Annotated in this window: 18 protein-coding genes and 1 rRNA gene; 13 read left to right on the forward strand and 6 right to left on the reverse strand. The window is 61.7% G+C overall.

From position 1 onward, the window contains the following. Window positions 1-85 precede the first annotated feature (85 nt). From C7H85_RS16390 to C7H85_RS16400, 3 genes are all read left to right on the forward strand, one after another. Window positions 86-331: a DUF2960 domain-containing protein gene (locus C7H85_RS16390; RefSeq protein ID WP_106730772.1), complete on the forward strand. Its 246-nt coding sequence runs from the start codon at window positions 86-88 to the stop codon at window positions 329-331. Between the two features lie 217 nt (window positions 332-548). After that, the gene (locus C7H85_RS16395; RefSeq protein WP_106730773.1) at window positions 549-2402 is read left to right on the forward strand and encodes a putative bifunctional diguanylate cyclase/phosphodiesterase; all 1854 of its coding nucleotides are present in this window, start codon (window positions 549-551) and stop codon (window positions 2400-2402) included. A gap of 489 nt (window positions 2403-2891) precedes the next feature. After that, the gene (locus C7H85_RS16400; RefSeq protein ID WP_106730774.1) at window positions 2892-3470 is read left to right on the forward strand and encodes a cupin domain-containing protein; all 579 of its coding nucleotides are present in this window, start codon (window positions 2892-2894) and stop codon (window positions 3468-3470) included. Window positions 3471-3673: 203 nt separating this feature from the next. Here the strand turns inward: C7H85_RS16400 and C7H85_RS16405 are convergent, their stop codons facing one another. Beyond that, a complete protein-coding gene (locus C7H85_RS16405; protein WP_106730775.1) occupies window positions 3674-5089 on the reverse strand; it encodes an FAD-dependent oxidoreductase in 1416 nt (471 codons plus the stop codon). Window positions 5090-5101: 12 nt separating this feature from the next. Further along, window positions 5102-9559: a glutamate synthase large subunit gene (gltB, locus tag C7H85_RS16410; RefSeq protein ID WP_106730776.1), complete on the reverse strand. Its 4458-nt coding sequence runs from the start codon at window positions 9557-9559 to the stop codon at window positions 5102-5104. A 605-nt stretch (window positions 9560-10164) separates the two neighbouring features. Between gltB and arcB the strand changes: the two genes are divergently transcribed. From arcB to C7H85_RS16425, 3 genes are all read left to right on the forward strand, one after another. Beyond that, entirely contained in the window at window positions 10165-12492 is a 2328-nt protein-coding gene (arcB, locus tag C7H85_RS16415) for an aerobic respiration two-component sensor histidine kinase ArcB (protein ID WP_106730777.1), read from the forward strand. Continuing rightward, entirely contained in the window at window positions 12489-13844 is a 1356-nt protein-coding gene (gene dgt / locus C7H85_RS16420; protein WP_106730778.1) for a dGTPase, read from the forward strand. Before arcB ends, dgt begins: the two co-directional genes overlap by 4 nt. A 115-nt stretch (window positions 13845-13959) precedes the next feature. After that, the gene (locus C7H85_RS16425; RefSeq protein WP_106730779.1) at window positions 13960-15156 is read left to right on the forward strand and encodes an inverse autotransporter beta domain-containing protein; all 1197 of its coding nucleotides are present in this window, start codon (window positions 13960-13962) and stop codon (window positions 15154-15156) included. Window positions 15157-15160: 4 nt separating this feature from the next. On the opposite strand, the gene rfaH is transcribed toward C7H85_RS16425, so the two are convergent. The 4 genes from rfaH to metN form a co-directional block, all read right to left on the reverse strand. Further along, a complete protein-coding gene (gene rfaH, locus C7H85_RS16430; protein ID WP_106730780.1) occupies window positions 15161-15658 on the reverse strand; it encodes a transcription/translation regulatory transformer protein RfaH in 498 nt (165 codons plus the stop codon). 94 nt (window positions 15659-15752) lie between these two features. Beyond that, window positions 15753-16583, reverse strand: a complete 831-nt coding sequence (locus C7H85_RS16435) for a MetQ/NlpA family lipoprotein (protein ID WP_106730781.1) — start codon at window positions 16581-16583, stop codon at window positions 15753-15755. Between the two features lie 19 nt (window positions 16584-16602). Then, a complete protein-coding gene (locus C7H85_RS16440) occupies window positions 16603-17256 on the reverse strand; it encodes a methionine ABC transporter permease (protein WP_106730782.1) in 654 nt (217 codons plus the stop codon). Further along, window positions 17237-18280: a methionine ABC transporter ATP-binding protein MetN gene (gene metN / locus C7H85_RS16445; RefSeq protein WP_106730783.1), complete on the reverse strand. Its 1044-nt coding sequence runs from the start codon at window positions 18278-18280 to the stop codon at window positions 17237-17239. The genes C7H85_RS16440 and metN overlap by 20 nt, the downstream gene beginning before the upstream one ends. A gap of 248 nt (window positions 18281-18528) precedes the next feature. Here metN and C7H85_RS16450 point away from each other — a divergent pair, with 248 nt between their 5' ends. The 7 genes from C7H85_RS16450 to C7H85_RS16480 form a co-directional block, all read left to right on the forward strand. Next, complete coding sequence (locus C7H85_RS16450; RefSeq protein WP_106730784.1) at window positions 18529-19548, forward strand: ABC transporter permease subunit; 1020 nt, start codon at window positions 18529-18531, stop codon at window positions 19546-19548. Then, window positions 19541-20587, forward strand: coding sequence for an ABC transporter permease (locus C7H85_RS16455; RefSeq protein WP_106730785.1), 1047 nt, complete (start codon window positions 19541-19543; stop codon window positions 20585-20587). The genes C7H85_RS16450 and C7H85_RS16455 overlap by 8 nt, the downstream gene beginning before the upstream one ends. Window positions 20588-20599: 12 nt before the next feature. Beyond that, window positions 20600-22402, forward strand: coding sequence for an extracellular solute-binding protein (locus C7H85_RS16460; protein ID WP_106730786.1), 1803 nt, complete (start codon window positions 20600-20602; stop codon window positions 22400-22402). Continuing rightward, the gene (locus C7H85_RS16465) at window positions 22402-23382 is read left to right on the forward strand and encodes an ABC transporter ATP-binding protein (protein ID WP_106730787.1); all 981 of its coding nucleotides are present in this window, start codon (window positions 22402-22404) and stop codon (window positions 23380-23382) included. The genes C7H85_RS16460 and C7H85_RS16465 overlap by 1 nt, the downstream gene beginning before the upstream one ends. Beyond that, the gene (locus C7H85_RS16470) at window positions 23379-24407 is read left to right on the forward strand and encodes an ABC transporter ATP-binding protein (protein ID WP_106730788.1); all 1029 of its coding nucleotides are present in this window, start codon (window positions 23379-23381) and stop codon (window positions 24405-24407) included. Before C7H85_RS16465 ends, C7H85_RS16470 begins: the two co-directional genes overlap by 4 nt. 15 nt (window positions 24408-24422) lie before the next feature. Next, window positions 24423-24971 (forward strand): D-glycero-beta-D-manno-heptose 1,7-bisphosphate 7-phosphatase, encoded by a 549-nt coding sequence (gene gmhB / locus C7H85_RS16475; RefSeq protein WP_106730789.1) that lies wholly within the window; start codon window positions 24423-24425, stop codon window positions 24969-24971. A 338-nt stretch (window positions 24972-25309) separates the two neighbouring features. Continuing rightward, window positions 25310-25388 (forward strand): 16S ribosomal RNA (locus tag C7H85_RS16480); the annotation flags it as partial.

Raw genomic sequence — 25388 nt, forward strand, 5'->3', positions numbered from 1 at the left:
GCGGATTGGAATGGCCGGCATGGTGGCGCCCTTGAGTCGGACACCGGGTTGCGGCGACAATGGCGTTTTCTCTGACGGAGCCCCCATGGCCTTTCGCATTCGTTACCACTACCGCAAGCAGCAAAAAGAGATTGGCTACGCCAACGACAAGCACCACAGCCCGTACGATGCCATTGCCGCCGCCGAAGGGCTGAATCTGGCCGAGTTTCACCGGATGGAGAACCAGCTGGCCAATGTCAGCCGCAACGACAAGAAGACCCTGAAGGAGTTTCGCGAAGAGTATTTCCGCAAGCTCGGGTTCAGTCAGATCACCATTTTCCGTGAGGAATAACGGTATCCGGTCGTCAAATGGGTTTCGTATGATTCCTTTTGTTGTCGCCGGCGTCGGGCGCTCCAGAACTGCACTGTCTGTTTTACCTTAATTAAAACAAGGTATTAGATAACAAAGGCAGGGCGAGCCCCGAAGCGGGGAGCGGTGGTCAAGTCGATAGACAGTGTCGAATGGCTTTGTCATTATAGCCGGGGCTTATACAGTTAACGGACTATCTGTGGATCAGACTCAAACTTTCTTTACCTATCACAGCGCCCTGATGCAGCTTATCCATAGTCAGGCTTTTATCGGCCAGGGCCGGCCGCAAAAGCTGGAGTCGCTCAGTGTCCTGTGCGGCGATATGTTGCGGGTCGACCGGGTCAGCATCTGGACGGTCGGTATCGGTGGCGATGTGCTCAGCCAGGAGCTGGCCTACCGGCGCCGGCAGGGGCATGATCGCGACCCGCTCAGCATCCACCGGGGGCAGCATCCGGAGTATTTCGAGGCGCTGAACACCGCCAAGATCATCGATGCCGGCGATGCCGCCGCCGATCCGCGCACCCGTTCCTTCAGCCAGAATTACCTGCAGGCCGCGGGCGTGGCGTCGATGCTGGACGCGCCCATTTTCGATGGCAGCCGCTTCAGCGGTGTCGTCTGCCTGGAACATGGCCGGACGCGGCGCTGGGAACTGGCCGATATCGCCTTCGTCTCGGCCATCGCCGATACCATCAGCCTGATCAATACCCACGAAGCCTGGCTCAACAGCCGCAAAGAGCTCGATTACATCACCCACCACGACGACTTTACCGGGCTGCTCAACCAGCGTTCGTTGCGCAACCACATCAAGCGGCTGATCGAGCACAAGGGCGCCGGGCAGGGAGAGCCCTTCGCGCTGCTGTGGATCGATATTGACAAGCTCAACACCATCAACAACGGCATGGGCCTGCATATCGGCAACGAGGTGGTGAGCGAAGTGGCCGCCCGCCTGCGCGGCATGCTGTTGCCGGGCAAGGAGTTGGTGGCTCGGGTGGGCGGCGACGAGTTCGCCATGATCTACCGCTTTCCCAAGGACGTGGGTACCATGCACGGGGCCATCGACACCATCCTCAACACCATCAATCATCCCATCATGGTCGGCGAGCAGAAGCTGCAGGTGACGGCCAGCATCGGCGTTTCCTTCTTTCCCTACGACGGCGAGGACATGTCTACCCTGATCCGCCACAGCGAATCAGCCATGTACCATGCCAAGGCCAGTGGCCGGCGCCAGGCCCAGTATTTCAACAAAGACATTTCCGCCACCGCCAAGGCCCGCTTCCTGCTCGAGGGGCAACTGCTGGCCGCCATCGAACAGTCGGCCCTGAGTGTGGTGTATCAGCCGATCCTGGCCGGCGACGGCAGGCGGATAGTGGGCGCCGAGGCGTTGGTGCGCTGGCAGCATGAGACCCTGGGCTTCATGTCGCCGGCGGAGTTCCTGCCGCTGGCCTACGACGCCGGCCTGATGGCCGCGCTGGATCAGCAGGTGCTGGAAATTGTGTGCCGGGACATTCAGCATGCCATGGCGAAGGGGCTGGCGATGCCGCCGGTGGCGGTCAACCTGTCCGCCGATTCGATCATGGATCCGCGGCTGCCGGACAGGATCTGGGCGCTGCTGCAACAGTACCGGGTGGAAGGGGAGCAACTGGAGCTCGAGGTGATCGAAGACGTGATCAAGGGCGACTCCCAGGCGCTGCGCAACACCTTGGAGGAACTGGTGAAAATGGGTATCAAGCTGTCCATCGATGATTTCGGTACCGGCTATTCCTCACTGTTCCGCCTGAAGAGCCTGCCCTTTACCAAGCTGAAGATCGACCGATCCTTCACCAACGACCTGCCCCACGACGCGGACGACTGCGCCATTACCCTGTCGATACTGGGCCTGGCCAAGGGGCTGGGATTGCAGGTGGTGGCCGAAGGGGTGGAGAGCCAGGCCCAGGAATCCTGGCTGCAGCACCAGGGCTGTGACTATCTGCAGGGCTTTAAATACAGCCGCCCGCTCTCGCTGGCCGAATTCTGGCAAAGGATGGGTCCTGCCCGGGGGATGGCCGAGCGTTGAAAAAAGATAGCTCATCGGTAACGAGTGCATGACTTGAACGTTGATGTTGCGCTAATCGTATTTTGGTGTTTTTACTCCGCTTTGTTCCGTCTGCTGCCGGATAAATTGCTGCTCCGATCCCGTCCACGGCCTCTCATTTCTTATAATAAAACCATTTATTCATTGATTTAACTGGATATTTTGATCTTTTCTGTTAGTTCCAGCGGGATGATCCGGAGGCTGCGCATTATTTTTCACGGGGAGTGGTGCAATTAATGGCCTGTTTTCAGGGCCATTTTCCGCGCTGTCCCGTGATCCGCTCCATCTGCAGCCCATCGATATCCAGGGGGCGGAGGGCTTGGGCGAAATGGCCGAGAGGCGGCAGAAGACGGGGTTATAGCGATAAATTTATTCGATAAGTCGGGCAGTTAGAATCAATTTACAGTCTCTTCCGGCTTCCTGTAGAATGCGGGTCGCACAATTTTTCCCCTCTTTACTTTGCGTGGTGATATGACGACAGCGGATCAAGGTTCTGATGATGCCAACGATGTGGGCACCCGGCTCAAGGCGGTCCGCCTGATGCGCAATATCTCCCAGCGGGAGCTGGCCAAGCGTACCGGGGTGACCCATTCCAGCCTGTCGCTGATCGAGCAGGGCAAGGTCAGTCCCTCGGTCAGCTCGCTGAAGAAGATTCTCGACGGTATTCCCATCACCGTGGGCGAGTTTTTCACTCTGGACTTGCAGAATACCGATCAGATCTTTTACACCGCCGACGAGCTGCAGGACGTGGGCTCCGGTAGCCTGTCGCTCAAGTTGGTGGGCTACAACCGCAAAAACCGCGCCATGTCCTTTATCATTGAAACCTACCCGCCGGGGGTGGATACCGGCCACGACATGATGGCCTACCGGGGCGAGGAAGCCGGGGTGGTGATCGAGGGGGAAGTGGAGCTGATCGTCGGTGCCCAGTGCCGGCTGTTGAAGGAGGGGGACAGCTACTATTTTTCCACCACCCAGCCCCACCGTTTCCGCAATGTCAGCGACAGGCCCTGCCGCATCGTCAGCTGCTCCACCCCGGCCAAGCATTTCTGAATGCCAATACGAGGGCGCCACCAGGGCGCCCTCGGCGTGATGACAGAGGTTATCCCCTCCCGTCGATACGCAGTGAACCCTGTGGTTGCCTTCACCGTGCCTTTCCTGGCCCAGAAGAGCGGTTTCCTTTCCGGTAACGGTGTTGCCGCCATCAACAACAAGGCCGCTCGATGAGCGGCCTTGTAACCTGGAACCGAACGGGATCAGAGCCCGATATAGTCCATGATGCCTTCGGCGGCCTTGCGGCCTTCGGCGATGGCGGTCACCACCAGATCCGAGCCGCGCACGGCATCGCCACCGGCGAAGATCTTGGGGTTGGTGGTCTGGAAGGCGAAATCGGCGGCTTCGGGGGCCAGGATGCGACCGCCGCGATCCACCTCGATACCGTATTCCTTCAGCCAGGGCTGATCGTGGGGCTGGAAGCCGAACGCCATGATCACCACGTCGGCCGGCAGCACCTGCTCGGAGCCGGGGACCGGCTCCGGACGGCGGCGACCATTGGCATCGGGCTCGCCCAGCTGGGTGGTCACCACTTCGACCCCGGTCACCTTGCCGTTGTCGTCGATCTGCACGCCGGTGGGTTGCAGGTTGAACATGAAGTTCACCCCTTCTTCCCGGGCGTTCTGCACCTCGCGGCGGGAGCCGGGCATGTTGGCCTCGTCCCGGCGATAGGCACAGACCACGTGCTCGGCACCCTGGCGGATGGAGGTGCGCACACAGTCCATGGCGGTATCGCCGCCACCCAGTACCACTACCCGGCGGCCCTGCATGTCGATGTAATCGGACGCCTGCTTCTCGAAGCCCAGCACCCGGTTGGCGTTGGAGATCAGGAAGGGCAGGGCGTCGTAGACGCCGTCGGCATCTTCGTTGCTCAGGCCACCACGCAGATACTTGTAGGTGCCCACGGCCAGGAAGACAGCATCGTAATCGTCCAGCAGGCTCTGGAAACTGACGTCCTTGCCCACTTCGGTTTCCAGGCGGAACTCGACACCCATCTCGGTGAAGATTTCCCGACGCCGGCTCATCACCGATTTCTCCAGCTTGAAGGAGGGAATACCGAAGGTCAGCAGTCCGCCGATTTCCGGGTAACGGTCGAACACCACCGGGGTGACGCCGTTGCGCACCAGGATGTCGGCGCAGGCCAGGCCGGCGGGACCGGCGCCGATGATGGCGACCTTCCTGTCGTTCTTCACCACCTTGGACATGTCCGGGCGCCAGCCCATTTCGAACGCCTTGTCGGTAATGTACTTCTCGATGTTACCGATGGTCACGGCGCCGAACTGGTCGTTGAGGGTACAGGAACCCTCGCACAGCCGGTCCTGGGGGCAAACCCGGCCGCACACCTCGGGCAGGCTGTTGGTCTGGTGACACAGATCCGCCGCCTCGAAGATACGCCCCTCGTTGGCCAGCTTCAGCCAGTTGGGGATGTAGTTGTGGACCGGGCACTTCCATTCGCAGTAGGGGTTGCCGCAGTCCAGGCAGCGGTCGGACTGCATCTGCGCCTGGCTGTCGGAAAAGGGTTCGTAGATTTCCACGAACTCGATCTTACGGATACCGATCGGCTTCTTGGGCGGATCGACACGTTGCACGTCAATAAACTGAAATACGTTCTGGCTCATCACAATCTTCCTTTACTGCGCATGGACCCGCAGCTCTGCGGTGGAGCGGCTCTGGTGGCCCAAAAGGGATTTCACATCGCTGGATTTCGGCTTGACCAGCTTGAACTTGGGCAGGAACTGGTTGAAGTCGGCCAGTATTTCCTGCGCCCGGTCACTTCCGGTTTCCTGCAGATGTTGCGTGATGATGCCGCGCAGGTGCTCCTGATGGATCACCAGTTCATCGAGTCCCAGCAGCTCGACCAGCTCGTGGTTGGTCTTGAGATGGAAGTCGTCGTCTTCATCCAGTACATAGGCAAAACCGCCGGTCATACCCGCGGCGAAGTTGACGCCGGTACGGCCGAGCACGGTGACGATGCCGCTGGTCATGTATTCGCAGCCGTTGTCACCCAGGCCCTCGACCACGGCGATGGCGCCGGAGTTACGGACCGCGAAACGCTCACCGGCACGGCCGGCCACGTACAGATGGCCGCCGGTGGCACCGTACAGGCAGGTGTTGCCCACCAGGGTGGCTTCGTGAGACGCGAAGGCCACGCCTATATGGGACCGGATCACCAGCTTGCCGCCGGTCATGCCCTTGCCCACGTAGTCGTTGGCGTCGCCGGTCAGCAGCATTTCCAGGCCGCCGGCGTTCCACACCCCGAAGCTCTGGCCGGCGGTGCCGTCCAGGTGGATGCGGATCGGATCCGCCGCCATGCCCTGGTTGCCGTGGCGCCTGGCGATCTCGCCGGACAGGCGGGCGCCTACCGAGCGATCGGTGTTGCGGATGCTGTAGTAGAAGTCGCCGCCGCTGCTGGTTTCCACCGCGCTCAGGGCATCTTCGGTCATCTTCAGGTTGAGCGGACCCTTGTCGAAGCTGGGGTTCGACTCCCGACAGAACACTGCCAGACCCGGCTTGGGCTCGGGTTTGGCCAGGATACCGGACAGATCCAGTTTCTGCTGCTTGGCGGTGATGCCGGGCAGCACCTCGAGCAGATCGGTGCGTCCGATCAGATCGGTCAGTTTGGCTACGCCCAGTTGCGCCATCAGCTCGCGTGTTTCCTCGGCGATGAACTTGAAGTAGTTCTCCACCATCTCGGGCAGGCCGTGGAAGTGGTCCTTGCGCAGCTTTTCGTCCTGGGTGGCTACGCCGGTGGCACAGTTGTTCAGGTGGCAGATACGCAGGTACTTGCAGCCCAGGGCTACCATGGGGCCGGTACCGAAGCCGAAGCTCTCGGCACCCAGGATGGCGGCCTTGATGATGTCCAGGCCGGTCTTGAGACCGCCGTCCACCTGCAGCCGCACCTTGTGGCGCAGGCCGTTGGCCACCAGCGCCTGCTGGGTTTCGGCCAGGCCCAGCTCCCAGGGAGAGCCGGCGTACTTGACCGAGCTCAGTGGGCTGGCGCCGGTGCCGCCGTCGTAACCGGAGATGGTGATCAGGTCCGCATAGGCCTTGGCCACGCCGGTGGCGATGGTGCCGACACCGGGCTCGGACACCAGCTTGACCGACACCATGCAGCTCGGGTTGATCTGCTTGATGTCGAAGATCAACTGGGCCAGATCCTCGATGGAGTAGATGTCGTGGTGCGGCGGCGGCGAGATCAGGGTCACGCCGGGCACCGCATAACGCAGCTTGGCGATCTCCGCGGTCACCTTGTGGCCGGGCAGCTGACCGCCCTCACCGGGCTTGGCGCCCTGGGCCACCTTGATCTGGATGACCTCGGCGTTCATCAGGTAGTGCGGGGTCACCCCGAAACGGCCGGACGCCACCTGCTTGATCTTGGAGTTCTTCAGGCTGTTGAAGCGCCTGGGATCCTCGCCACCCTCGCCGGAGTTGCTCTGGCCTCCGAGCCGGTTCATGGCGATGGCCAGGGACTCGTGGGCTTCCGGACCCAGGGCGCCGATGGACATGGCGGCGCTGTCGAAGCGCGGGAACAGGGCCTTGGCCGGTTCCACCTGGTCCAGGTCGATGCCCTGGCCGGTATCCTTCAGGGTGAACAGGTCGCGCAGCATGGCCACGGGGCGCTCGTTGACCAGTCTGGCGTAGGTCTTGTAGTCGTCGTAGCTGCCGGAACGCACCGCCTGCTGCAGGCTGTTGACCACGTCCGGGTTGTAGCTGTGGTATTCGCCGTCGTGCACGTACTTGAGCAGGCCGCCCTGATTGAGCGGTTTGCGGGCGATCCAGGCGAGCCGGTTAAGGTTGAACAGGTCTTGCTGGAAGTCTTCGAAGGCGGCGCCCTGCACCCGGCTGGACACGCCCTTGAAGCACAGCTCGACCACGTCCTGATGCAGGCCGATGGCTTCGAACAGCTGGGAACAGCGGTAGGAGGCGGCGGTGCTGATGCCCATCTTGGACATCACCTTGTACAGGCCCTTGTTGATGCTGTTGCGGAAATTGAGCAGCGCCTCGCGCAGCGGCATTTTCAGGATGCCGGTCTCCACCATGCAGCCCAGGGTTTCATAGGCCAGGTAGGGGTAGATAGCGGTGGCGCCGAAGCCCAGCAGGACCGCAAACTGATGCGGATCCCGGGTGCTGGCGGTTTCCACTATGATGTTGGAGTCGCAGCGCAGGTTGTTCTCGACCAGGGTGCGCTGTACCGCGCCCACCGCCATGGCGGCCGGGATCGGCAGCTTGTCCTGGGCAATATAGCGATCGGACAGCACCAGCAGCACGGTGCCGCTTTGCACCGCAGCCCTGGCTTCGTCGCACAACCGACGAATGGCCGCTTCCAGGCCTTCTTCGGGGGCGAAGTTCAGATCCAGGATGCTGTGCTTGTAGTGGGTCTGCTCCAGTCCAAGCAACTGGTGGAAGTCGGAGTACAGCAGGATCGGCGACTCGAACTGTACCCGGTGGGCGTGGCCGTGGGTTTCGTTGAATACGTTCTGCTCGCGGCCGATCAGGGTCGCCAGGGACATGACGTGGTTTTCCCGCAGCGGATCGATGGGCGGGTTGGTCACCTGGGCAAACATCTGGCGGAAATAGTCATAGACCGAACGGGCCCGGCTCGACAGCACCGCCATCGGGGCGTCGTCACCCATGGAGCCGACTGCTTCCTGGCCGTTCTCGCCCATCACCCGGATTACCTGATCCAGCTCTTCCATCGAGTAGCCGAACAGCTTCTGATAGGTACGCAGTTGGGTCTCATCCAGCTCGCATTGGCCGGCCTGATCGTCGGGCAGGTCTTCGAAACGGGTGAGGCGGCGCTTGTGCCTGGTCATCCATTCCTGGTAGGGGTGGCGGCTCTTGAGATCGTCATCGATTTCGAAGCTGGTCCAGATCTTGCCGGTGTAGGTATCGACCACGAACAGCTCGCCCGGGCCGACCCGGCCTTTTTCCAGCACTTCGTCGGGGGTGTAGTCCCAGATGCCGATTTCGGAGGCCAGGGTGATGAAACCGTCCTTGGTGCGCACGAAACGCGCCGGGCGCAGGCCGTTGCGATCCAGGGCACAGGCGGCGAAACGGCCGTCGGACATGACGATGCCGGCGGGGCCGTCCCAGGGCTCCATGTGCATGGAGTTGAAGTCGTAGAAGGCGCGCAGATCTTCGTCCATCGACGGGTTCTTCTGCCAGGCGGGCGGGATCAGCATGCGCATGGCGCGGAACAAGTCCATGCCGCCGGCCAGGAACAGCTCCAGCATGTTGTCGAGGCTGGAGGAGTCGGAGCCCTTGGTGTTGACGAAGGGGGCGGCGTCGTGCAGATCCGGCAGCAGGGGAGAGGCGAACTTGTAGGCGCGCGCCTGGGCCCACTGACGGTTGCCGCCGATGGTGTTGATTTCGCCGTTGTGCGCCAGGAAGCGGAACGGCTGCGCCAGCGGCCAGCGTGGCTGGGTGTTGGTCGAAAAGCGCTGGTGGAACACGCAGATGGCCGATTGCAGGCGGATATCCGCCAGATCCAGGTAGAACCGGGGCAGGTCGGCGGGCATGCACAGGCCCTTGTAGGTCATCACCAGGTTGGACAGGCTGACCACATAGAAGAATTCGTCACTGACCCGTTTTTCGATACGACGGCGCACTATATAGAGGCGGCGTTCCAGATCCTTGGCCACCCAGCCGGTGGGGGCGTTGACGAATACCTGCTCGATGCGCGGCAGCGAGGCCTTGGCGATTTCGCCCAGCACGCCGGTGTTGACCGGCACTTCGCGCCAGCCGACCAGGCTCAGGGTTTCCCGTTCCAGCTCTTCGTTGACGATCTGCCGGGTCTGCTCGGCGATGACCGGATCCGGATTCAGAAACAGCATGCCCACGGCATACTTGCGGCCCAGGTTCCAGCCCTTGTCTTCCGCTACGGCGCGGAAAAAACTATCGGGCTTTTGCATCAGCAAGCCGCAACCGTCACCGGTCTTGCCGTCGGCGGCGATACCGCCGCGGTGTTGCATGCGATCCAACGCCGAAATCGCGAGTCGGACAAGCTTATGGCTGGCTTCGCCTTCTGTGTGGGCGATCAGGCCGAAACCACAGTTATCCTTCTCAAGCGCGGGGTCATAAAGAGACATTGCATTCCTCCATTGCTCAAGCCTAGTGGCCGAGCGACTACTTTTGTCAGCACGACATGCTCTGAAGCGTCCGTTGCCATTGGTGGCTAATTTACCAAACTATAGGGATTTTTTTGTGACGTCAATTAAAGAAATACAGTCGTAACTCACTGTTTACACCGGTGGGGAGTAGGATATTTCAATGGAAAACCCTATTGTTTGGTTATAAATCTCATGAATATTGTTTTTTTCGATACCTTATCTTGGTTTTATATTTTTAGCAGGATAATATAAAATTTAACCTTTTTTGTAGTAATTTTACTACATTTTAGTGGCAAGCTTTGAGCTAGCTCGCAGTTTTACTGCCCCCATCATCGGCGTTATTTTGTCGCCTGTAAAGAAAATCGTTTGTCATCATGCGCTTATAAATTCATTTTTATTGCATAATTTATCCATATTCCACTGCTGTCGATTCAGAAAACCCATAACTGACACAAAGTTACGTTTCGACTGACAACCCGGCGTCCCGTCCCGTCGCCGTGGTGGCCGGGCGCCTTATCATCCGCATGACAGTCCGCTCTGGAGCCGGTATCCTGCCTTTCTGCTGTTGTTGACGGGAAATACCGATGAAACCCATAAAAACCTGGGCCCAATATTACGTTGATCTGATGACCAAGCTGGGCATAGTGCGCTTCAGTATGCTGCTGGCGGCCTGCATCATCCTGTTGGCGATCTTTGTCCAGGTGGGGGTTACCCTCTTCGTGCGGGGGACGGTGGAGTCCATCGATCTGGTGCGCTCCATTTTCTTCGGCCTGCTGGTGACGCCCTGGGCGGTGTATTTCCTGTCGGTGGTGGTGGATCAACTGGAGGACTCCCGCCAGCGGCTGAGCCGTCTGGTGCAGCGGCTGCAGCAGATGAGGGAGCGGGATCTGGAGCTCAATGGCGAATTGCAGGAAAAGATACAACTGCTCAACCGTCAGATAGAGGAAACCCACAAGGCCGAGATCGCACGGCAACAGGCGATCGAAGATCTGGAAAGCGAGGTGTTCCAGCGGGAAAAGGCGCAGATGGAATCCCAGGAGCGGTCTGCCCTGCTGCGTTCCTTTATCGATACCTCGCCGGACCTGGTGTATTACCGCAATGAACTGGAAGAGTTTTCCGGTTGCAACAGGGCCATGGAGAACCTGCTGGGGCGGCAGGAAAAGGAGCTGATCGGCCTGACCCCCCATGATGTATACCCGGAGGACGTGGCGGAAAAAGTGGTGGAAACCGACAAGGAGGTGTTCGCCCGCAACGAAAGCCAGACCTACGAGCAGTGGCTGCAGTACCCGGACGGGCGCCGGGCCTGCTTCGAGCTGCGCAAGGTGCCCTTCTTCGATCGGGACGGCAAGCGCCTGGGGCTGCTGGGATTCGGCCGGGACATCACCGAACGCAAGCGCTACCAGGAAGAGCTGGAAAAAGCCAGTCGCGACAAGACCACCTTTATCTCCACCATCAGCCACGAGCTGCGCACGCCACTCAACGGCATCGTGGGCCTGAGCCGGATCCTGCTGGCGACCGAGCTGTCCACGGAGCAGCGCCAGCACCTCAAGACCATTCACTTCAGTGCCGTGACCCTGGGCAACATCTTCAACGACATCATCGATCTGGACAAGCTGGACCGCAGCCGGCTGGAGCTGGCGCCGGAGCCGATGGACCTCCATTCCTTCCTCGACGATCTGGAGAGCCTGACGCGGCTGCAGGCAGAGCAGAAAGGCCTTTACCTGCATTTCGATCGGGACGGCGACATGCCGGAATGGATCATGGCGGACGGGACCCGGCTGCGCCAGGTGTTGTGGAACCTGGTCGGCAACGCGGTCAAGTTTACCGACGACGGCGGCGTCACCATCCGCTGCATGGCCGATGAGCTGGTTCCGGGAGAGATCACCCTGCGCTTCGATATCGAGGATACCGGTATCGGCATCCCCGTCGAGCTGCAGCAGAAGATCTTCGCGCTCTATTTCCAGGTCGAAGGCAAGAAGCACGCTACCGGGACCGGTATCGGGCTGGCGGTATCCCAGCAACTGGTGGACGCCATGCACGGGACCATCGAGCTGGACAGCGAGCCCGGCGAAGGCTCCTGTTTCACTATCACCATCACCGTTCCCCGGGCCCAGGCGCCGGTGGACGATCCGGTACTGGCCCGTCTGCCCCGGCTGTCGGTGCTGCTGGTCGAGGACGTGGAGCTGAACATCACCGTGGCCTGCGCCCTGCTGGAAAAGCTGGGTCACAGCGTCACCGTGGCCCGGGACGGGGGCGAAGCCTTCGCGCTATTGGCCGGGCGGGCATTCGATCTGATCTTCCTCGATATCCAACTGCCGGACATGACCGGCTTCGATATCGTCGCCCGGCTGCGGGACGAGGCCAGGACCAACGGCAATGCGCTGCCGCCGCTGGTGGCGCTGACCGCCAACCTGATCAGCGACAAGCAGCAGTATCTGGCCAAGGGCATGGATGATGCCATCAGCAAGCCCCTGTCTTCCAAGGCCATCAAGGGGGTGCTGGCGCGCTTTTTCGGCCATGGCCCGGTGCCGGCCGGGCGTGAGCGCGGCGAGGCCGGCGAGCCGGATGCGGTGCTGGACCTGGTGTTCCTGGAAGATTATGTCGATACCGTCGGCGCCGCCGCCCTGCTGTCCAGCGTCGAGCTGTTGGAGACCATGGCTGGTGACTACCTCGCCCGGCTGAATGACTTCATGGCGGCGGGGAGGCAAGCGGATATCGTCGACGAGGCCCACAAGATCAAGGGGGCGGCCGGTTCGGTCGGGCTCAAGTTCGTGCAGCAACTGGCCCAGAAAATCCAGAGCCCGGAGTTGCCGGCCTGGCGGGAGCAGGTGGAAGGCTGGGTGCATACCCTCAATGCCCGGTTGCCCGCTGATCTGGATATTTTGCGTCACTGGCTGGAGAGTAGAACATGAGCCGATACCAGGAGCTGATCCTCGGCGCCCGGCTGCATCCGGAGACGGAGCAGGAAAGCGCCCTGAGCGCGATCGAGGCGGATCGCAGCCGCATCGTGCAGTGTTCGCCGGTGCGGCGGCTGCAGCAAAAAACCCAGGTGTTTCCGTTGGACGTCAAGGCCTCGGTGCGCAGCCGGCTGACCCACTCACTGGAAGTGAAGGAAACCGGCCGGCAACTGGCATTGCGGGTGTTGCCCGGGCTGGAGCAGGAGGTCGACAAGGAAGCCTTTATCAGCCTGGTGGAAATGGCCTGCCTGTTGCACGATGTGGGCAACCCGCCGTTCGGGCATTTTGGAGAAGCGGTGATCATCGACTGGCTGCGGGCGCGGCTGTCCGGCCTGTTTCGCCAGGCGGTGGGCCGCCCGTCCCGCCAGTGGCCAATGCTGCTGGCCGATCTGCAGCAATTCGAAGGCAATGCCCAGAGCTTGCGCCTGCTGCACAGCCTGCAGGGGCTGAACCTGACCCTGAGCCAGCTGGCGGCGCTGCAGAAGTACGTGCGCGGCGCTTATCAGCGCAAGACCGCTGGCCTGTGGCAACAAAAACCGGGACATTTTTTCAGCGAGCGCTCCCTGGTGCAGCAGATCCGCGCACGCTTTCCGTCCACCGCGCATGGCCGCTATCCGCTCACCTACCTGATGGAGGCGGCGGACGACATGGCCTACGGCATTGCCGATCTGGAAGACGCGGTCGACCGGGGCGTGCTCAGCCTGGCCGAACTGGAGCAGGCGCTGTCGGGCGAAGGTAATGCCTATCTCAGGGCGCAATGGCGCCAGGCCGGGGTGGACGAGCCCGGCTTTTTCAGCCGTTTCCGCCAGGCGGTCAACCGCGACCTGCTGCCGCTGGTGAGCGAGCAGTACCTGCGCCATCACCAGGATATTCTCGACGGCGTGCACGCTTCCCCCCTGCTGGCGGTGGAGCAGCCGCCGGCCCAGGCGCTGCAGTGGCTGAAGGAGTTTGCCCAGCGCCGGGTATTCCAGCGGCGGGAGGTTGAGGCCCTGGAGCTGGCCGGTTTTGCCGCCCTCAAGGGGGTGCTCGAGGCCTTTGCCCCGCTGCTGGCGTTACCGGCGCAGGAGTTCACCAGCCTGGAGCGCCGTCAGGATGCCAACGGCCTGGTGCTGCGGCGGCTCTACCACCGGTTGCCGGCGCGTCATCTGGCGGCCTATCGGCGGGACAGCGAGCACGCCGGTTACTTCGAAAACGACAGGGAGCGGGAGTGGTATTTCCGGGTCCGTCTGCTGTTGGATTTTGTCAGTGGCATGACCGACACTTACGTGCTGGAGGAGTACCGGTTGTTGTGCGGTTTTCAGGGATAATACGGCCACCGGCGCCCGGCCTGACCAGAAGCTGTCGCCCGGCGCGTGGCGACGGCTTGATTCCGGTGACAGCCGCATTAGCATGGGGTGGATGTCTCCCTGAGGAAACCTGATCATGCGATATTTTCTCCTGTTATTCTGGTTGTTCTTCAGTGTTTCCCTGCAGGCCGCCGGCCCGGTCATGGTGATGCACCAGGTGGCGTCGGGCGAGAGCTGGGTGCTGCTGGCACAGCGCTATCGGATCGGCGAGCGCCAGTTGCGCCTTGAGTTCAACGGAGACCGCTTCATGCGGCCCCTGTCGGCCGGGGAGTGGGTCTGGGTGCCCGACCGGGCGGCCCTGGCCATCCCGGCGCCGAGTCAGGATCTGGCCGCCCCGGTGCCGGTCGGGGCGGCGGAGCCGTTGGCCTCCCTTCCCGTCACGCTGCCCCAACTGGGGCCACCGGATCCTGCGGCGGCGCCGAAGACGGAGCAGCTGCTGCTGGCGGTGGCGGAAGCGGCCCGCGCGGCGGCCACAGATCAACTGGACAGCTTCGTCGAGCGGCAGACCACCAGCCTGACCGACGAGACCCTGCAATTCGGTACCGAGCAGCTCACCGCCTTGCCCTGGCTCAACCCGGACGACTGGGACTGGGATTACCAGCTGCCGCTGTTCGACAAGGATCCCCGCCTGAACAGCCGCATGGCGTTACCGGTGTCGCCCCGGCTGAACAGCGAACTGGGGCTGGATTTCCGGAACGATCGCCTGACCTATCAGCTCGGCCTGCACTACCGGCAGGCGGTGGGGGAGGGGCTTAGCGCGCACCTCGAGCCGGTCTTCGATTACCAGCAGCAGCTGGCACACCGGCGCGGCGGCTTGTTGCTGTTTTTGAGCCATCCGGACTGGACCCTGGGGGCCGGCCAGTACCAGGGAGTATCGGCCTGGCGCCCGGGACGGAACGGCCCGGAACGACCCGCCTCGGGGCAGTTGTGGTTCGGGGAGGGGCGGCTCGGCTGGGTGCCCGGTCTCAGCCTGTCCGGACAGCAGTATCGGTGGCAGGGCAAGCGGCTGAGCCTGTTCGGCAGCGGCGACAAGCACCAGGCGAGCCGGTCCCGGCAGTGGGCGCTCAACTATTCGCCCTGGCGCATCTTCCGCCTGCAGACATCGCTGCTCAGCAACAGTGAGGACAGATACGAGTCCAGAGTTCGGCTGAGCATCGAGCTGCCGTTACGCCTGGCCCCCGAACTGTGGTGGCGGACGGTGGAAAGCCGGCAACGATACGATCATTACCAGCCGCTGCAGCATCACAAGGTGATGGTGCTGGAACACCGGTAGGGGATCACAGTCGGGTGAAATCGGTGTTGGCGATGCTGGCCCTGGTTTCTTTCTGCAGCAGGGTCAGCAGGAGAATGGCGCGGGTGTCGCCGTCGGCTTCCTGGTAGATCGCCTCCAGCCCGGCGAAGGGGCCTTCGCTGATCCGTACCCGGTCACCGCAGCTGGGCAGATCGCTCAGTTTTTCCCGCAGTGCTTCGCTGTCGCAGTGGCACATCAGGTCATACACCAGTTCCGCCGGTACTTCGCAGGGGTTGCCGCCGAAGCGCACCAGGTTGCGGACGCCGCGGGTAGAGCTGATGGTGGTGGAGCTGGTGACCTGAAAATCGGCGCGCACAAACAGATAGCCGGGAAACAGGGCCTCGGCACGGGTGACTTTTCTGCCACGGTAGAGTTTCTGTACTTCGACAAAGGGGTAGAAGGCCTCGATGTCCTGATTGTTCAGGTTGTGCAGCGCCCTGTCTTCCTCCCGGGGCCGACAATGGGCCAGATACCACTTGTGCATAGAACATCCTGGCTCACGGTTTAAATAATCATTATGACAGTAGAAATAAAAAAGGCCACGGCTCGCCGTGACCTTGCGGAGTTTGTGAGCGCCGTTACCAGCCCTTGACGACGCCGCCCTTGAACAGCTCGGAGGCCGCCTGATAGACCTCTTCGCTCTGATAGGCCTTGACGAAGGTCTGCACCCGCTCGTCGTCCCGGTTGTCTTCCCGCGCCACGATCAGGTTCACGTAGGGGGATTCCTTGTCTTCCACGAACAGGCCGTCGCGGGTGGGCAGCAGATCGATCTGGGAGGCATAGGTGGTGTTGATCACCGCCACGCTCACGTCTTCCAGCGAGCGGGGCAGTTGGGGGGCTTCCAGCTCGATGATCTGCAGCTTTTTCGGGTTGGCGGTGATATCCAGGGTGGTGGCTTCCAGCCCGGCCTCATCGTTCACCTCGATCAGTCCCTGTTGCTCCAGCAGCAGCAGGGTGCGGCCCAGGTTGGTGGGATCGTTGGGCACGGCGACCTTGGCGCCCTCGGCCAGCTCATCCAGCGACGCTATGGTCCTGGAATAACCGGCGATGGGGTAGACGAAGGTGCTGCCCACGGCCACCAGCTTGTAGCCGCGGTCGGCAATCTGCTTGTCCAGGTAGGGCTGGTGCTGGAAGGCGTTGAGGTCCAGGCTGCCGTCGTTCAGGGCCACGTTGGGGGTGACGTAGTCGCTGAAGGAAACCAGCTCGACCTCCAGGTTGTACTGCTCCTTGGCCACCTTGACCGCCACTTCCGCCACCTGCTCTTCGGCGCCGGCGATCACCCCCAGCCGCAGCGGCTTGGCCGGTGCGGCTTCCTGGGCGCTTTCCTGGGCCTGTTCACCACAGCCGGCCAGGGCGAGGGCGGAGGCCAGAACACTGACGGTGGCGAGCGATTTGAAACCTAACTTCATGGGGTAACTCCTTTATAAATCAACGATGATCCACATAAGCCACCAGGCGTTCGCCGGCGCTCTGAATGAGTTGTACCAGTACTACCAGCATCACCACGGTGATCAGCATGATCTGGGGATCGAAGCGCTGATAACCGTAACGAATGCCTACATCCCCCAGGCCGCCGCCGCCGATGGCGCCGGCCATGGCCGAATAGTTCACCAGGGTCACCAGGGTGATGATGATGCCGTTGAGCATACCGGGCAGGGTCTCGGGCAGCAGCACCTTGCAGATGATCTGCAGCCGGCGGGCCCCCATGGCCTGGGCCGCTTCCACCAGGCCGGCCGGGATTTCCATCAGGGCCCCTTCCATCAGCCGCGCCACAAAGGGGATGGCGGCCACGGTCAGCGGCACCACCGCCGCGACGGTGCCGATGCTGGTGCCCACCACCAGCCGGGTGAAGGGGATGATGGCCACCAGCAGTATGATGAAGGGAATGGAGCGGCCGATGTTGACCACGGTGCCCAGCACCTTGTTGAAGGCGCGGTTTTCCCAGATCTGGCCGGGTTTGCTGACGTGCAGGGCAATGCCCAGCGGAACGCCCAGGGCACAGGCGATGGCGCCCGAGCCGAAGGTCATGATCAGGGTTTCCCACAGTGCCGAGAGCAGCAGATTAATCATGGCGTCGGACATAACCGAGTAACTCCACCTGAATTTTGTGATCCTGAAGATAGGCGAGGGCGGCCCGGGTCTGTTCCGGCTGACCGTCCAGCTCGGCCAGCATAAAGCCGAACTTGACCCCGCCCGCGTATTCGATATCGGCGCTGAGGATGGTAACGTCCACCGCCAGCTCCCGGCTCAAGATGGAAATCAGCGGGGTGTCCACGGTTTCGCCGGTAAAGCCGAGCCGCACCAGCGGCAGGGCGCCGGCCACCGGCTCCGCCGACAACCGACGCTGGTATTCCTCCGGGATCTCCAGATGGATGGTGGAGGCGATAAAGCGGCGGGCCAGCTCGGTCTTGGCATTGGCGAAGAACCAGGACACCTCGCCCTGTTCGACCAGCTCGCCGTCGTTGATGATGGCCACCCGATCGCAGATGGTCTTGACCACCTGCATCTCGTGGGTGATCAGCAGTATGGTCAGCCCCAGCTTGTTGTTGATGTCCTTGAGCAGGGCGAGGATCGACTGGGTGGTCTGCGGATCCAGCGCCGAGGTGGCCTCGTCGCACAGCAGTACCCTGGGGTTGGGGGCCAGGGCGCGGGCGATCGCCACCCGCTGCTTCTGGCCGCCGGACAGTTCGCTGGGGTAGGCCTTGGCCCGGTGCGACAGGCCCACCAGTTCCAGCAGCTCGTCCACCCGTTGCCGGATGGCGGCCTTGTCCATGCCCGCCAGCTCCAGCGGCAGTGCCACGTTGGCGAACACGGTGCGGGAGGAGAGCAGGTTGAAGTGCTGGAAGATCATGCCGATCTTGCGCCGGGCCCGGGGCAGCTCGCGGCTGTCGAGCCCGGTCAGCTCCTGGCCGTCCACCACCACGCTGCCCTCGGTGGGGCGCTCCAGCATGTTGACGCAGCGGATCAGGGTGCTCTTGCCGGCACCGGATTCGCCGATCACGCCCATGATCTGGCCGGCGGCGACCTCCAGATCGACATTCTTCACTGCGCGGACGGCACTGGCGCCCTCGCCGTAGCGTTTGGTGATATTTGTTAGTTTGATCATCGGAGGATGAGCCCTTCCGGTATGGTTATCCACTGCAATAACAGATGGCTGTAGAGACAAGTCATGCAAGCATCACTAATGGCAGAGGATGCTAGGCCGTCTGGACGTCCAAGTCAATGTAAATTTCCCCGCCAGCCCGGTCATCCCCGGCGGTTGGTGCCGGTCTTGCTATATAACTTGTTAATGGGATAGGGTATTCGTTGTGACCCCGCCAATCCGTGTTCAGGGAACGAGAGCAAAGGAAATTTATGGGCCAGTATTTTCTGCGCCGGTTACTGTTACTGATCCCCACCTTTCTGGGTATTACCCTGGTCGTGTTCGCCATTACCCGTTTCGTGCCCGGTGGCCCGGTGGAACGGATGCTGATGGAGAGCCAACTGCAGAACAGCGAGTTCAGCCAGAGCAGCCGGGGCAGCCAGGTGCTGTCTTCCGAGCAGATAGACGAGCTGAAAGCCTTCTACGGCCTCGACAAACCCATGCTGGAGGCCTACTGGGACTGGCTCAACAAGCTGGTGCGGCTCGATCTGGGTGAGTCGACCCGCTACTACCTGCCGGTGTGGGAGCTGATCAAGGAGCGGCTGCCGGTCTCCGCCTTCTTCGGCATCTGTACCTTCCTGCTCAGTTACCTGGTGTCCATCCCGCTCGGCATCCTCAAGGCGCTCAGGCACAACAGCCGTTTCGACAGCATCAGCTCCATGCTGATCTACGCCGGTTATGCCCTGCCGGCCTATGTGGTGGGCATCTTCCTGCTGACGGTGTTCGCCTTCCAGCTCGGCTGGTTTCCCATGGGCGGCTTCGTGGGCGATGATTTTTACTATCTGGACGGCTTCTGGCCCAAGGCGCTCAACCTGTTCCACCACGCGCTGCTGCCGCTCATCGCCTATGCCATCGGCGACTTCGCGGTGCTGACCATGACCATGAAGAACAGCCTGATGGAAAACCTCTCCGCCGACTATGTGCGCACCGCCGTGGCCAAGGGGCTGCCCTTTCGCAAGGCGGTGACCCGCCACGCCCTGCGCAACAGCCTGATCCCCATCGCCAGCCATTTCGGCAACGTGATTTCGGTGTTCTTCGCCGGTTCCTTCCTGATCGAGGTGATCTTCAACATCGACGGCCTGGGCCTGCTCGGCTACGAGGCGGTGGTGGAGCGGGACTATCCGGTGGTGATGGGGATACTGGCCGTCACTTCGTTGCTGATGCTGGTGGGCAATATCCTGTCGGATATCTGTGTGGCGCTGGTGGATCCCAGGGTGCGTTTCGATGGCTAGCCTGTTCTCCGACCTGACCCTGAAGAAACTGCGCCGCTTTCGCAGCATCCGCCGCGGCTACTACGCCTTCTGCCTGTTCATGCTGATGGTGCTGCTGGCGCTCTGTGCCGAGCTGTGGGCCAGCAACCGGGCGCTGCTGGTCAAGTATGAAGGCCGGCTCTACTTTCCCACCTACGGGGCGGTGATCACCGGTGACACCTTCGGCCTGGGTTACCAGTACGAGACCAATTACCGCGAGCTCAAGCAGCACCTGGCCGGCCAGTCCGGCAACTGGGTGCTGCTGCCGCCGGTGCCCTGGAGTCCCTATGAACAGGACTACAGCGCCGACGGCTTTCCGCCCAACGCCCCCAGCCTGGAAAGCCGGCACTTGCTCGGTACCGACAGCTCGGGCCGGGACATACTGGCCCGGCTGGTATACGGCTTTCGCACCGCCGTGGGCTTCGCCTTTATCGCCCTGACCGCTAGCTACGCCATCGGCGTCATGCTGGGCTGCCTGATGGGCTTTGTCGGCGGGCGCTTCGATCTGCTGTTTCAGCGCTTTATCGAAATCTGGTCCCAGGTGCCCTTCCTCTACGTGATCATGATCCTGGTGTCCCTGACCCAGCCCAACTTCATGCTGTTCGTGGGCATCAACGTGCTGTTCGGTTGGATGGGTATCACCTGGTATATGCGTACTCTCACCTACAAGGAGAAGACGCGTGACTATGTGCTGGCGGCCCGGGCCCAGGGGGCGGGCCTGTGGCGCATCATAGTGCACCACATACTGCCCAATACCCTGATGATGATAGTGACCCTGGCGCCCTTTACCGTGGTGGCCAATATTTCGTTATTGACGGCGCTCGACTACCTGGGCTTCGGCCTGGCGCCGCCCACCCCCAGCTGGGGCGAGCTGTTGCGCCAGGGGGTCAACAACCTGGATGCGCCCTGGATAGTGGCCTCGGTGGTGACGGCGGTGTCGCTGGTGCTGATCACCGTGTCCTTTATCGGCGAGGCGATCCGGGAAGCCTTCGACCCCAAACATTACTCTCGTTACGAATAGGCAGGGAACGCGATGAAAAAACTGATCTCGATACTGACCCTCTGGGGGCTGGCCTTCGGCCTGCTGGCGGCCGAGCTGCCCGCCGGACTCGAGTGGGAAACCAATGACGAGGATCCCATCTTCGCCTCGCCCGAGGCCAGGCGGGGTGGTGAATTCAACATGATGATGCTGAGCTTCCCGCTCACCTTCCGCACCGTGGGGCCCGACTCCAACACCGCCTTCCGCTCCTTTGTGCTGGAAAACCAGCTCGGGCTTTACGCCCTGCACCCGGAAACCGAAAACCCCATTCCGGCCCTCGCTACCCACTGGGCCTTCGGTGACGACGACAGGACCATGTATTTCCGGCTCAATCCCGCGGCCCGTTGGTCCGATGGCGAGCCGGTCACCGCCGACGACTTCCTGTTCGCGCTCGAATTCATGCGTTCCGAAGTGATCCGTGCCCCCTGGTATAACAACTACTACACCGAAGAGATCGTCGATGTCACCAAATACGATGACCACACTATCTCGGTGACCGCCGGCAGCCCCAAGAGCCGGCGCGAGCTGCTCAATACCGTCGGGCTGGTGCCGCAACCGGCACACTTCTATGAGCTGAGCGACGACTGGGTGCGGCGCTACAACTGGGAAGTGGTGCCGGTCACCGGCGCCTATGTGATCAGCGACGTCAAGCGCGGCCGCGCCATCACCTTTAACCGGCTGGATGACTGGTGGGGCAATGATCTTCGCTACTACCAACACCGTTTCAACGTGGACGAAATCCGCCTGACTGTGGTGCGGGACATGAACATCGCCTACCGCCACTTTCTGCGCGGCGATGTGGACACCTTCGGCCTCATCCTGCCCGAGTGGTGGCATGACAAGACTGACACCCCCGAATACCGCAACGGCCTTATCAACCGTATCTGGTTCTACAACAACATCCAGCAGGGGCCCCAAGGGCTGCACCTCAACACCGCCCATCCGCGGCTGAGCGATGTGCGGGTGCGCCAGGGGATCGCCCATGCCATCAACATGCAGCGCATGCTGGACACCATACTGCGCGGCGATTACGACCGTATGCACGGCTTTGGTACCGGCTACGGGGATTTCACCGACACCGACATCCGGGCCCGGGAGTTCGACATCCAGCAGGCACGGGCGCTGTTTGCCGAGGCCGGCTACGACCGCCAGGGGCCCGGCGGCATCCTGATGAATGCCGTCGGCGACGTGCTGAGCCTGGCGGTGACCTATACCACCCAGGAGCACACCGCCAGGCTGGCGATACTGCGGGAGGAGGCGCGCAAGGCGGGGCTGGATCTGCAGCTCAATTTGGTGGATGGCGCCACCGGCTTCAAGGTCATGCTGGAGAAAAAACACGAGGCGGCCTGGCTGGGCTGGGGCGGCGGCGGCCTCTATCCCCAGTACTGGGAGTTTTTTCATTCGGTGAATGCGGACAAGCCGCAGACCAACAACCTGTTCAACATCAGTGACGAACAGCTGGATGCGTTGATCGAGGAATACCGGGTCACCATGGATCTGGACACCAAGGCGGCCATTTCCCGCCGGATCCAGCAACGGGTGCATGAGCTGGCCATCTTTATTCCCGGCTACCAGGTGCCCTATACCCGAGAAGCCTACTGGCGCTACGTGAAGCTGCCCGAAGCCAAAGGTACCAAACAGTCGCCTTCCCTGTTCTGGCCGATGGAAGGCGCTCCGCACAGCACCGGCGGCCTGTTCTGGATCGACCAGGAGCTGAAGGCCGAACTCAAGACCGGCGGCAAGCGCTTTGATCCGGTACTGGAAGTGGTGGAAACCTGGCGGCGGCAGGAACCCTGATGACGGCATTACTGACCGTAGACAACCTGGCTGTCACCTTCAGCACCGAAGCCGGCAGCTTCCGGGTGGTGGACGACGTCAGCTTCTCGGTGGCGGCGGGCCAGACCCTGGGGCTGGTGGGCGAGTCCGGCTGTGGCAAGAGTGTGACGGCGCTGAGCCTGCTGGGCCTGCTGCCCCGACCGACCGGACGGGTGAGCGGTGGCCGGGCGCTGTTCCAGGGCCTGGATCTGCTGGCGCTGTCGACCGAGCAGCGATACCGCATTCGCGGCAACAAGATCGCCATGATCTTCCAGGAGCCGATGACGGCGCTGAACCCGGTGCACACCGTCGGCCGTCAACTGATGGAGGTGTACGAGCTGCACCGGCCGGAGCTGAACAAGCCGCAGCGCCGGCAGGCGGCGCTGGCCATGCTGCAGCAGGTTGGCATTCCCGAAGCCGAGGCCCGGCTTGGGTCTTATCCCCACCAGCTGTCCGGCGGCATGCGCCAGCGGGTGATGATCGCCATGGCCCTGGCCTGCGAGCCGGATCTGTTGATCTGCGACGAACCGACCACGGCGCTGGATGTCACCATCCAGGCGCAGATCCTCCACCTCATCAAGACACTGCAGCAGAAAACCGGCATGGCGGTGATCTTCATCACCCATGACCTGGGCGTCGTGGCCCAGGTGTGTGACCAGGTACTGGTGATGTACGCCGGGCGCAGCGCCGAACAGGCCGGGGTGTTCGACATCTTCGAGTACCCCCTGCATCCCTACACCCAGGGGTTGTTGTCGGCCATTCCCCGCCTGGGGAAGGCCAGCAAGACGCCGCTGCCGACCATCAAGGGCCAGGTGCCCTCGCTCGAAGAGCAGCTCGCCGGTTGCCGCTTCGCTAACCGTTGCCCTCATGCCTCCGACGTCTGTGAGCGGCAGCCCGCCGGCGAGCGGGCGGGGGAGGGGCATCAGGTGTGGTGTCATCACTGGCGGGAGTGGCGCCGATGAGCGTGCTGCTGAAAGTGGATGACCTGAAACAGCATTTCACCTTGGGTGGTGGCCTGCTGCGACGGGGCAAGACCCTCTATGCGGTAGATGGGGTCAGTATCGAGCTCGAGGCGGGCCAGACCCTGGGATTGGTGGGCGAGTCCGGCTGTGGCAAGTCGACCCTGGCACGGGCCATCCTGAAGCTGAGCGAACCGACGGCCGGCCATGTCTGGTTCGATGGCCAGGATATCACTCATTATTCCCGGGCCCGGATGCAGCCCCTGCGCCGGCAGATGCAGATGGTGTTCCAGGATCCCCAGGAATCCCTCAATGCACGCCACACCATAGGCACCATACTGCAGGAACCCTTTATCATCCACGGACTGGGTTCGGCACGGGAGCGTCGGCAGTGGGCGGCGGAGTTGCTGGAGCGGGTGGGGTTGCCGGTGTCGGCGCTGGATCGTTACCCCCATGAGTTCTCCGGTGGCCAGCGACAACGCATCGGCATCGCCCGGGCCATGGCGCTGAAGCCCCGGCTGCTGGTCTGCGACGAAGCTGTCTCGGCCCTGGACGTGTCGGTGCAGTCGCAGATCCTCAACCTGTTGCTGTCGTTGCAACAGGAATATCGGCTGGCCATGCTGTTTATCGCCCACGATCTGTCGGTGGTGAAGCATATTTCGGACCGGATTGCGGTGATGTACCTCGGTCGTATCGTCGAACTGGCACCGGCGGAGGAACTGTACTGCCGGCCGCTGCATCCCTATACCCAGGCGCTGATCGCCGCCATTCCCGAGCCGGATCCCAGACAACGCAAGGCGCCGCTGATGCTGGCGGGGGACTTGCCTTCACCGGCTAATCCGCCCTCCGGCTGTCATTTTCGTACCCGTTGCCCCTATGTGGGAGAACGCTGCAGCCGGGAAGTGCCCGTACTTGAAGGAACGGAGCACCGGGTGGCCTGTCACTTCTACCGGGAGATTGCCGCCGGGCAACGCCAGCCTGACAAGTCGTTGGGCTGTGATACTATGCGCACAGTAACAACGTCTTAAAAGCAGGAACAACACGTGGCTACAGCGGCAATTTTTCTCGACAGAGACGGCGTCATCAACAAAGACACCGGCTATGTTTCCCATTCCGATGATTTCATCTTTATCGACGGCGTGATCGACGCCATGAAGCAGTTCAAGCAGAAAGGCTTTCTGCTGGTGGTGGTGACCAACCAGTCGGGGATCGCCCGTGGCTTGTTCAGCGAAGACGATTTTATGCGCCTGACCGAATGGATGGACTGGTCCCTGGCCGACCGGGGTGTGGATCTGGACGGCATCTACTTCTGCCCGCATCACCCCAGTGCCGGTAATGGCCCCGATACCAGGGAATGTGATTGCCGCAAACCGGCGCCGGGCATGCTGCTCGATGCGGCCAAGGAGCTCAACATCGACCTGGCTGCTTCCTATATGGTGGGCGATAAGGTATCGGACATGAAGGCTGCCGAGACGGCGGGCGTGGGTCACAAGATACTGGTGCGCACCGGCAAGGCGATCACCGAAGAAGGCGAGGCCATGGCCGACGCCGTATATCCGTCGCTGGTCGAATTCGCCCAGAATATCGCCTGAATGCTGAGATTTTTATCATGCTGCTGAAAAAACAACCGATCGGTTGGTTTTGTTGAGAAAGCCCTTGCGCAAAAAACGCGGCTGCCTATAATGCGCATCCACTGACACGGCGCAACCCGCCGCGGTCACAAGCGGTAAAAACTTCGGTTTTAACGCTTGACGAATCAAAAGGACGGCGTAGAATGCGCAGCCCTGACCCGATAAAGGTCAACGCTCTTTAACAACTTATCAAGCAAACTGTGTGGGCACTCGCAGTAGTTGGGAAACAAAAAAATATTGTTTTTCAATGTCTGTCGAAGTGCACAAACACTTCAGCAATTCATTGAGTATCGAACTTTAAATTGAAGAGTTTGATCATGGCTCAGATTGAACGCTGGCGGCAGGCCTAACACATGCAAGTCGAGCGGCAGCGGGAGA

Source organism: Zobellella endophytica (assembly GCF_003012775.1).
GTDB classification, from domain to species: Bacteria; Pseudomonadota; Gammaproteobacteria; order Enterobacterales; family Aeromonadaceae; genus Oceanimonas; species Oceanimonas endophytica.